The organism is Leifsonia sp. fls2-241-R2A-40a, from assembly GCF_030209575.1.
GTDB lineage: Bacteria > Actinomycetota > Actinomycetes > Actinomycetales > Microbacteriaceae > Leifsonia.
Map to the genome: position 1 here is coordinate 2,243,982 of NZ_JARVRS010000001.1, position 11,099 is coordinate 2,255,080.

At 67.1% G+C, this 11,099-nt stretch carries 5 protein-coding genes; all 5 read left to right on the forward strand.

Annotation, left to right across the window (positions count from 1 at the left end; genetic code table 11):
* Window positions 1-53 precede the first annotated feature (53 nt).
* The 5 genes from QRN40_RS11165 (at window position 54) to QRN40_RS11185 (ending at window position 11,094) form a co-directional block, all read left to right on the forward strand.
* Window positions 54-1,124, forward strand: a complete 1,071-nt coding sequence (locus QRN40_RS11165) for an SDR family oxidoreductase (protein WP_285115708.1) — start codon at window positions 54-56, stop codon at window positions 1,122-1,124.
* Between the two features lie 285 nt (window positions 1,125-1,409).
* On the forward strand, window positions 1,410-4,907 hold the full coding sequence (rpoB, locus tag QRN40_RS11170; RefSeq protein ID WP_285115709.1) for a DNA-directed RNA polymerase subunit beta: 3,498 nt from the start codon (window positions 1,410-1,412) through the stop codon (window positions 4,905-4,907).
* Window positions 4,908-4,955: 48 nt separating this feature from the next.
* Complete coding sequence (gene rpoC / locus QRN40_RS11175; RefSeq protein WP_285115710.1) at window positions 4,956-8,831, forward strand: DNA-directed RNA polymerase subunit beta'; 3,876 nt, start codon at window positions 4,956-4,958, stop codon at window positions 8,829-8,831.
* A gap of 111 nt (window positions 8,832-8,942) precedes the next feature.
* A complete protein-coding gene (locus QRN40_RS11180; RefSeq protein ID WP_285115711.1) occupies window positions 8,943-9,167 on the forward strand; it encodes a hypothetical protein in 225 nt (74 codons plus the stop codon).
* Between the two features lie 265 nt (window positions 9,168-9,432).
* Window positions 9,433-11,094: a GspE/PulE family protein gene (locus tag QRN40_RS11185; RefSeq protein WP_285115712.1), complete on the forward strand. Its 1,662-nt coding sequence runs from the start codon at window positions 9,433-9,435 to the stop codon at window positions 11,092-11,094.
* Window positions 11,095-11,099 lie beyond the last annotated feature (5 nt).

The window sequence follows — 11,099 nt, forward strand, 5'->3', positions numbered from 1 at the left end:
GGCAGCCTAGTCGCGGCCTTCCCTGATCGCCCGGGCCGGGGAAGGATGGGGCCGTGAGCGACCCGAACCCCCCGGCCACCCCGTCCCCCGACCTCGTCCTCGTCACCGGCGGCTCCGGCTTCCTCGGCGCGCACTGCGTCCTCGCCCTGCTGCAGGCCGGCTACCGCGTCCGCACCACGATCCGCACCCCGGCGCGTGCCGCCGACGTGCGGGCGCAGCTCGCGGCCGGCGGAATCGACGACCCGGGGGACCGCCTCGAGTTCGCGATCGCCGACCTCACCTCCGACGACGGCTGGGTCGACGCGGCCGCCGGCTGCCGCTTCGTGCTGCACGTCGCCTCGCCGTTCCCCACCACGCAGCCCAAAGACCCGGACGAGCTCATCGTGCCCGCCCGCGACGGCGCGCTGCGCGTGCTCCGCGCCGCCCGTGATGCCGGTGTCGAGCGCGTCGTGCTGACCTCGTCGTTCGCCGCAATCGGCTACGGCCACGCGCCGACCGACCGGCCGTTCACCGAGGAGGACTGGACCGACCTCGACAGCGGACGCCCCGTCAGCGCGTACGTGCAGTCGAAGACGATCGCCGAGCGCGCGGCCTGGCGGTTCGTGCGGGAAGAAGGAGGAGCGCTCGAGCTCGCGACGGTCAACCCGGTGGGCATCCTGGGCCCAGTGCTGGGCCCAGACTTCTCCAGTTCGGTCGAGCTCGTGCGGCTGGTGAAGGAGGGACGCCTCCCGCGCCTCCCTGACGTCCACTTCGGCGTCGTGGATGCGCGCGACGTCGCCGCCCTGCACCTTCTCGCCATGACCCGCCCCGAGGCGGCCGGCCAGCGCTTCCTCGCTATCGCGGGAGACGTGATGAGCGCGCAGGAGGTCGCCCTCCTCATCCGCGGCCACCTGGGCGAGGCCGCAGGCCGCAGGGTCAGCACGAGGCTCATGCCGATGTGGATGCTCAAGGCGGCCGCTCCGTTCAGCCGACGTGTGCGCGACTCGCTCCCCGACATCGGCACCGTCCGTCGTGCGACGTCGGAGAAGGCGATCGCGGTGCTCGGCTGGTCGCCGCGGCCCCGCGAGGAAGCCGTCATCGCGACCGTCGACACGCTCCCGACCTACCATCCGCGGCGGCGGTGAGGCGGTCCGGAAGGCCGGGAATAGGGGCGGTGACCTCGCGTTATACATCAGGACGCGTCCCGGGTCAAGAAAAGACTGGACACGGCGCGTCTGTTTGACATATAGTTGTTCTTTGCGCTCCCAGTCAAACTTCTGCCTTCATATTGCGGTCGGCTCTGACTTTCTCCGCGCGCGCCTGGGTCCGTTCTTTCGGATCAAATACGGCGGCGCGATGCGACTGGGAGTTCTCGTCCAGACACCACGACCGTAAGTAACTGGCCCGACGGGGCCCCGGAGGTTATTTCCTTGGCTGCTGCGCGCAACGCAACCAACACCGACAAGACACCCAAGAACGGACGAGCCGCATCCCGACTCTCCTTCGCCAAGATCACAGACACCCTGACCGTTCCCGATCTGCTGGCATTGCAGACCGAGAGCTTCGACTGGCTGGTCGGAAACGATGCGTGGAAGGCACGCGTCGCCGAGGCCGAGGCCCAGGGCCGTCAGGATCTTCCCGCCAACACGGGCCTCGAGGAGATCTTCGAGGAGATCTCTCCCATCGAGGACCTCGGCGAGACCATGCAGCTCTCGTTCACGAACCCGTTCCTCGAGGAGAAGAAGTACTCGATCGACGAGTGCAAGGAGAAGGGCAAGACCTACGCGGCCCCGCTCTACGTCGAGGCCGAGTTCATGAACCACCTCACCGGTGAGATCAAGACCCAGACGGTCTTCATGGGCGACTTCCCGCTCATGACCGAGCGAGGCACCTTCATCATCAACGGCACCGAGCGTGTCGTCGTCTCTCAGCTCGTCCGTTCGCCGGGCGTGTACTTCGAGGCGACCGCCGACAAGACGTCCGACAAGGACATCTATTCGGCACGCGTCATCCCGAGCCGCGGTGCGTGGCTCGAGTTCGAGATCGACAAGCGCGACCAGGTCGGTGTCCGCATCGACCGTAAGCGCAAGCAGTCGGTCACCGTGTTCCTCAAGGCGCTGGGCCTCACGAGCGAGGAGATCCTCTCCGAGTTCGCCGGCTTCCAGTCCATCGAGCTGACCCTCGAGAAGGACGCCATCCTCACCAAGGAGGAGGCGCTCAAGGACATCTACCGCAAGCTGCGTCCGGGCGAGCAGGTCGCTGCCGAGGCGGCGCGTGCGCTCCTCGACAACTTCTACTTCAACCCGAAGCGCTACGACCTCGCGAAGGTCGGCCGTTACAAGATCAACCGCAAGCTGGGCCTCGAGGCTCCGCTGTCGGACTCGGTGCTGACCGTTCAGGACATCATCGCGACGATCAAGTACCTGGTCGCCCTGCACGACGGCCAGACCACGTTCAAGGGCCTCCGCAACGGAGTCGAGACGGACATCCGCCTCGACGTCGACGACATCGACCACTTCGGCAACCGTCGTATCCGCGCCGTCGGCGAGCTCATCCAGAACCAGGTCCGCACCGGTCTGTCCCGCATGGAGCGCGTCGTCCGCGAGCGCATGACCACGCAGGACATCGAGGCGATCACCCCGCAGACCCTGATCAACGTGCGACCCGTCGTCGCCGCGATCAAGGAGTTCTTCGGAACGTCGCAGCTGTCGCAGTTCATGGACCAGAACAACCCGCTCGCCGGTCTGACGCACAAGCGTCGCCTCTCGGCGCTCGGCCCCGGTGGTCTGAGCCGTGAGCGCGCCGGTGTCGAGGTCCGCGACGTCCACCCGTCGCACTACGGCCGCATGTGCCCGATCGAGACCCCGGAAGGCCCGAACATCGGCCTGATCGGATCGCTCGCATCGTTCGCGCGGATCAACTCGTTCGGCTTCATCGAGACCCCGTACCGCAAGGTCGTCGAGGGTCGCGTCACCGAGCAGATCGACTACCTGACCGCTTCCGAGGAGGACGACTTCGTCGTCGCGCAGGCCAACGCCCCGCTCGACCCGAACGGCCACTTCGTCGAGGAGCGCGTTCTCGCCCGTCAGAAGGGCGGCGAGGTCGACCTGATCCCCGCCGACGAGATCGGCTACATGGATGTCTCGCCGCGCCAGATGGTGTCGGTCGGTACGTCCCTGATCCCGTTCCTCGAGCACGACGACGCCAACCGAGCCCTCATGGGTGCGAACATGCAGCGCCAGGCGGTGCCGCTGCTCCGCTCGGAGAGCCCGGTCGTCGGAACCGGTATGGAGGGCTACGCGGCTATCGACGCCGGTGACGTGGTCACCGCCGACAAGGCCGGTGTGGTCACCGAGGTCTCGGCCGACGCTGTCACCGTCCAGGCGGACGACGGCACGATCAACACCTACTACCTGCGCAAGTTCGACCGCTCCAACCAGGGCACGTCCTACAACCACCGTGTTGTCGTGGACGAGGGCGACCGCATCGAGCAGGGTGAGGTCGTCGCCGACGGTCCCGCGACCGAGAACGGCGAGCTCGCGCTCGGCAAGAACCTGCTGGTCGCGTTCATGCCGTGGGAGGGTCACAACTTCGAGGATGCGATCATCCTCAGCCAGAACCTGGTGAAGGACGACACCCTCTCCTCGATCCACATCGAGGAGTACGAGGTCGACGCCCGCGACACCAAGCTCGGCAAGGAGGAGATCACCCGCGACCTCCCGAACGTCAGCCCGGACCTCCTGGCCGACCTCGACGAGCGCGGCATCATCCGCATCGGCGCCGAGGTGCGCCCCGGCGACATCCTCGTCGGCAAGGTCACGCCGAAGGGCGAGACCGAGCTGTCGGCCGAGGAGCGCCTGCTCCGCGCGATCTTCAACGAGAAGAGCCGCGAGGTGCGCGACACCTCCCTCAAGGTGCCCCACGGCGAGGAGGGCACCGTCATCGGTGTCAAGGTCTTCGACTCGCAGGACGGCGACGACGAGCTCGGTTCCGGTGTGAACCAGCGCGTGGTGGTGTACATCGCCCAGAAGCGCAAGATCACCGCGGGCGACAAGCTCGCCGGCCGTCACGGCAACAAGGGCGTCATCTCCAAGATCCTCCCGGTCGAGGACATGCCGTTCCTCGCCGACGGGACGCCGGTCGATGTCATCCTGAACCCGCTGGGTGTTCCTGGTCGCATGAACTTCGGTCAGGTCCTGGAGATCCACCTCGGGTGGATCGCCAAGAACGGCTGGGAGATCAAGGGCAAGCCGAAGTGGGCCGCAGAGCTCCCCGAGGCCGCGTTCAGCGCCGCGCCGAACACGAAGGTCGCGACCCCGGTGTTCGACGGTGCGAAGGAGGAGGAGATCGCAGGTCTGCTCGACGCGACCCTCCCGACGCGCGACGGCGACCGCCTGATCGGTTCCTCCGGTAAGACGCAGCTGTTCGACGGCCGCTCCGGCGAGCCGTACCCGGACCCCGTTTCGGTCGGCTACATGTACATCCTGAAGCTGCACCACCTGGTCGACGACAAGATCCACGCCCGTTCGACCGGTCCGTACTCGATGATCACCCAGCAGCCGCTGGGTGGTAAGGCGCAGTTCGGTGGTCAGCGGTTCGGTGAGATGGAGGTGTGGGCCCTCGAGGCCTACGGTGCCGCGTACGCGCTGCAGGAGCTCCTGACCATCAAGTCGGATGACATCCTCGGCCGCGTCAAGGTCTACGAGGCCATCGTCAAGGGTGAGAACATCCAGGAGCCGGGCATCCCGGAGTCCTTCAAGGTCCTCATCAAGGAGATGCAGTCCCTCTGCCTGAACGTGGAGGTCCTCTCGGCCGACGGTCAGACCGTCAGCCTGCGGGACTCGGACGACGAGGCCTTCCGCGCTGCGGAAGAGCTCGGCATCAACATCTCCTCGCGCTTCGAGTCGTCGTCGATCGACGAGATCTAAGCGGCAGCCAGACCAACTGACGAATCTTTTCTGTAGAGAGTAGGAACATTGCTCGAGTCAACAACTTTTGACGAGCTGCGTATCGGCCTGGCCACCGCTGACGACATCCGTCGCTGGAGCTACGGCGAGGTCAAGAAGCCGGAGACCATCAACTACCGGACCCTGAAGCCCGAGAAGGATGGGCTGTTCGGCGAGCAGATCTTCGGACCGTCCCGCGACTGGGAGTGCTCGTGCGGCAAGTACAAGCGCGTCCGGTTCAAGGGCATCGTCTGCGAGCGCTGCGGCGTGGAGGTCACCAAGTCCTCCGTCCGTCGTGAGCGCATGGGCCACATCGAGCTGGCCGCCCCGGTCACGCACATCTGGTACTTCAAGGGTGTGCCCAGCCGTCTCGGCTACCTGCTCGACATGGCGCCGAAGGACCTCGAGAAGGTCATCTACTTCGCCGCGTACATGGTGATCGAGGTGGATGAGGACGGCCGTCACGCCGACCTCCCCGGCCTCGAGAACGAGCTGCGCCTCGAGATCAAGACGCTGTCCGACCAGCGCGACGCCCGCGTCGCCGAGCGTCTGCAGCGCCTCGAGACCGACCTCGCCGCACTGGAGGAGGAGGGCGCCAAGGCCGACCAGAAGCGTCGTGTCAAGGACACGGCGGAGAAGGAGATGGGCCAGATCCGCAAGTCCTTCGACGAGGACATCGCCCGTCTGGAGCGCGTGTGGGAGTCCTTCCGCACCCTCAAGGTCGGCGACCTCAAGCCGGAGGACGCGGACTTCAACGAGCTCCTCGACCGGTACGGCCTGTACTTCGAGGCGTACATGGGCGCCGAGGCGATCAAGCGTCGCCTGCAGGCCTTCGACCTGGCCGCTGAGGCCGAGCTGCTGCGCGACCAGATCGCCAACGGCAAGGGTCAGAAGAAGATCCGCGCGATCAAGCGCCTGCGCGTGGTGTCGTCGTTCCTGGCGACCGGCAACTCGCCGGCCGCGATGGTCCTCGACGTGGTCCCGGTCATCCCGCCGGAGCTTCGCCCGATGGTCCAGCTCGATGGTGGCCGTTTCGCCACCAGCGACCTGAACGACCTGTACCGCCGCGTGATCAACCGCAACAACCGTCTCCGTCGTCTGCTCGATCTCGGCGCCCCCGAGATCATCGTGAACAACGAGAAGCGCATGCTGCAGGAGGCCGTCGACGCGCTGTTCGACAACGGCCGCCGTGGTCGCCCCGTGACGGGTACCGGCAACCGCGCCCTGAAGTCCCTCAGCGACATGCTGAAGGGCAAGCAGGGTCGTTTCCGCCAGAACCTGCTCGGCAAGCGCGTGGACTACTCGGGCCGTTCGGTCATCATCGTGGGTCCGCAGCTCAAGCTGCACCAGTGCGGTCTGCCCAAGCAGATGGCGCTGGAGCTGTTCAAGCCGTTCGTCATCAAGCGCCTGATCGACCTGAGCCACGCTCAGAACATCAAGGCCGCGAAGCGGATGGTGGAGCGTTCGCGCCCGCAGGTGTGGGACGTGCTCGAGGAGATCATCCGCGAGCGCCCCGTGCTGCTGAACCGTGCACCTACGCTGCACCGTCTGGGCATCCAGGCGTTCGAGCCCCAGCTCGTCGAGGGCAAGGCCATCCAGCTCCACCCGCTCGTCTGCGCCGCGTTCAACGCGGACTTCGACGGCGACCAGATGGCGGTGCACCTGCCGCTGTCGGTGGAGGCCCAGGCCGAGGCCCGCATCCTGATGCTCGCCTCGAACAACATCCTGAAGCCGTCCGACGGCCGCCCGGTCACCCTGCCCTCGCAGGACATGATCATCGGTCTGCACCACCTCACCACCGTCCGCGAGGGCGCTGTGGGCGAGGGTCGCGCGTTCTCCTCGGTCTCCGAGGCGATCCTCGCGAAGGACCAGGGTTCGCTGCACCTCAACGCCAAGGTGAAGATCCGCCTCGACAACTACGTGCCGTCGGATGCCGCCGACACGGGTGCGACGCCGATCACCGCCATCGTGGAGACCACCCTCGGTCGCGCGCTCTTCAACGAGACGCTTCCGGCGGACTACCCCTACGTGGAGGATGTCGCCGACAAGGGCACGATCTCGTCGATCGTGAACGCGCTGGCGGAGCGGTACCCGAAGGTGGAGGTCGCTGCGGCGCTCGACCGGATCAAGGACGCCGGCTTCTACTGGGGCACCCGCTCGGGCGTCACGGTGTCGCTGAGCGACATCCTGACCCCGCCGAACAAGGCGCAGATCGTGGCCGGCTACGAGAAGAAGGCCGCCAAGATCACCTCCGAGTTCGAGAAGGGTCTGACGACCGACCTCGAGCGTCGCCAGGAGCTGGTGAAGATCTGGACCGAGGCGACCAACGAGGTCGCCGAGGCCATGCGCGCCAACTTCCCGGCGGACAACACCATCAACCGCATGGTGACGTCCGGTGCCCGTGGTAACTGGCTGCAGGTCCGCAACATCGCCGGTATGCGTGGTCTGGTGAACAACCCGAAGGGTGAGATCATCCCTCGTCCGATCATCTCCTCGTACCGCGAGGGGCTGTCGGTGGCGGAGTACTTCATCGCGACGCACGGTGCCCGTAAGGGTCTGGCCGACACGGCCCTCCGTACGGCGGACTCGGGCTACCTGACCCGTCGTCTGGTGGACGTCTCGCAGGATGTCATCATCCGTGAGGACGACTGCGGCACGACCAAGGGTCTCGACCTGCCGATCGCCACGGTCGGTGCGGACGGCACCCTCACCCGCGACCCGAACGTCGAGAACTCGGTGTTCGCTCGTACCCTGGCCGCGGATGCGGTGGGCACGGACGGCTCCGTGGTCGCGAAGGCGGGCGAGGACGTGGGCGACGTGCTCATCGACAAGCTGGTCGCCGCCGGCGTCACCGACATCAAGGTCCGCTCCGTGCTGACCTGTGAGTCGGCGGTCGGCGTCTGCGCCGCCTGCTACGGCCGTTCGCTCGCGACCGGCAAGCTGGTGGACATCGGCGAGGCGGTCGGCATCATCGCCGCCCAGTCGATCGGCGAGCCCGGAACGCAGCTCACCATGCGTACGTTCCACACCGGTGGTTCCGCTTCCGCGGATGACATCACCCAGGGTCTGCCGCGCGTCCAGGAGCTGTTCGAGGCTCGTACCCCCAAGGGTGCGTCCCCGATCGCCGAGGCCGCCGGACGGATCACCATCGAGGAGACCGACAAGTCCCGCAAGGTGATCCTGACCCCGGACAACGGTGACGAGCCGCACGTGTACCCGGTTCTGCGTCGTTCGACCCTCCTGGTGGAGGACGGACAGCGCGTCGAGCTCGGTCAGCAGCTGATCGTCGGCACCGTCGACCCGAAGGAAGTCCTTCGCGTCAAGGGTGTCCGCGAGGTGCAGAAGCACCTGGTCGGCGGCGTGCAGGGCGTCTACCGCTCGCAGGGTGTGCCGATCCACGACAAGCACATCGAGGTCATCGTCCGTCAGATGCTCCGCAAGGTCACCGTCGTCGACCACGGCGACACCGACCTGCTGCCGGGCGAGCTGGTCGACCGGTCGAAGTACAACGAGATCAACCGCGCCACGCTCCAGGAGGGCAAGAAGACGGCCTCCGCACGTCAGGAGGTCATGGGTATCACCAAGGCTTCGCTGGCGACCGAGTCGTGGCTGTCGGCCGCGTCCTTCCAGGAGACCACCCGCGTCCTGACGCAGGCGGCCATGGAGGGCAAGTCCGACCCGCTGATCGGCCTGAAGGAGAACGTCATCATCGGTAAGCTCATCCCGGCCGGTACCGGCCTGGCGCGCTACCGTAACGTCTCCGTCGAGGCGACCGAGGAGGCCAAGGCAGAGCGGTACCCCAACCGCATCTTCGCCGACGACTCCGCGTTCAGCGAGAGCGACCTGAGCTTCGTCGATTTCGACAGCTTCAGCTCTGACGACTACACCCCGGGCACCTACAACTAAGCAGGTACCCGTACGACGAGCCCCCGGCGCACTGCGCCGGGGGCTTTCGTCGTTCTCGGGCCGCGATTCGGCACGAATACCGCCGCCGGCGGGGTCTGGGAGGATGGACGCATGTGGCGTCAGCTCCTCCAGTACACCGACACCGCCGGCCGTGCGATGGTCGGCTTCGCCGCCGTGCTGCTGGTCGTCGCGGTCGTCAGCTTCATCGTGGGGGTGGCGCAGGCGGCCTCCGGCCGCGCGGCGACGACGCTCCCGTACTGGCTGACGACGATGGGATGCGCGGTAGTGGCGGGCGTCCTGGTGTACCTGGCGAGCCGTCGAGGCAAGCTGCGCTGAGGGCCCGCCGGCCGGGCGTCTGCCGCGGCTGGCATTATCGCGCGTCGGCACTCTGGCCGGTGCGGCGACCCCGTTCGACGATGGATGCACGCCCCGCGAGCGGGTGCCCCCCACGGGTGTGGCACCCTCACGCGGGACTGTCGTTCCGTTCCAGCCGCTCAATAGGGTGACTACGCCCCGCCGACCAGGGAATTCTCGCCCCTGAGCGGATGGGGCCTGCCGTCCACCCGACCCGTCGGCAGCCGCGTATCCGTAGGAGGTCCCCGTGGCGTCCATGACCGAGATCCTCATCCTCCACGGCCACCTCCCGATCGAATACCTCGACCGCGTGGAGACCGAGCCCGCGGCGGACGAGTCCGTCGTGCGCGAACTCATCTCCCGTGGCGCGATCACCGCCACGCAACTGGCCCGCGCCCGCGCCACCCAGGCCGGACTCCCGTTCGTCGAACTGGCCGACTACCCGGTCGACCGGACGGCGGTGGCCCTCATCCCCGGCGCGATCTGCCGGCGGCACACCGTCCTGCCGATCGGCACCGCCGACGGCATGATCGTGCTGGCGATGGCCGACCCCGGAAACGTCTTCGCCATCGACGACGTTCGCGCAGCCTCCCGACTCAATGTCGCCGCCGCAGTGGCGGAGGAGGCGGACCTGCGGACCGCGATCGACCGGTACATCCGCGCCGACGACGAGCTCAGCGACCTGACGTCCACCCTCGAGGAGGAGACGGCGGCGTCGGAGGACACGTCGGTGATGGAGTCGTCGGACGACGACGCTCCGATCGTCCGGTTCGTGAACCTCCTGGTAAGTCAGGCCATCCAGGATCACGCGTCCGACATCCACATCGAACCGGCCGAGCACGACGTCCGCGTCCGGTACCGCATCGACGGCGTGCTGCATGCCATGCAGTCGGCCCCCAAGAGCATCCAGAACGGTGTCATCTCGCGGCTGAAAATCATGTCGGACATCGACATCGCCGAGCGGCGCAAGCCGCAGGACGGCCGCATGTCCGTCGTCCACGGCGGCCGCCAGATCGACCTCCGCGTGGCCACCCTGCCGACCGTGTGGGGCGAGAAGGTCGTCATGCGCATCCTGGACAACACCAACACCGGGATGACGCTGGGCGACCTCAACCTGCTGGACCGCAACTTCGAGACCTACCGGGCCTCGTACTCGAAGCCGTACGGGATGATCCTGGTCACGGGACCGACCGGTTCGGGCAAGTCGACCACTCTCTATACGACGCTGAACGCTGTCGCGCGACCCGAGATCAACGTGATCACCGTCGAGGACCCGGTGGAGTACCGGATGCCGGGGGTCAACCAGGTGCAGGTGAACCCGAAGGCCGGCCTGACCTTCGCGAGCGCGCTGCGCAGCATCCTCCGCTCCGACCCGGACGTGGTGCTCCTCGGTGAGATCCGCGACCACGAGACGGCGCAGATCGCCATCGAGGCGTCGCTCACCGGCCACCTCGTGCTCTCGACTCTGCACACCAACGACGCTCCGAGCGCAGTGACCCGCCTGACCGAGATGGATATCGAGCCGTTCCTCGTCGGTTCTGCGCTCGACTGCGTCGTCGCCCAGCGCCTTGCCCGCCGCCTCTGCGACCGCTGCAAGCAGCCGGGTGTCTATTCGCCGGACGACCTGAGACGGCTCCGGTTCACCATCCCCGAGGAGACGCAGCCGCTCATGTTCGTCCCGATCGGCTGTCCCGCCTGCTCCAACACCGGCTACCGCGGCCGCATCGCCGTTCATGAGGTGATGGCGGTGACGGAGGACATCGAGCGTCTCGCCGTCGAGCGTGCGTCGAGCGCCGAGATCGGCCGCGCCGCACGCGCGCAGGGCATGCTCACGCTTCGCGAGGACGGCTGGGAGAAGGTCAAGCTCGGCCTGACATCCATCGAAGAGATCCTGAGAGTGGTCGCCTAGGAGGG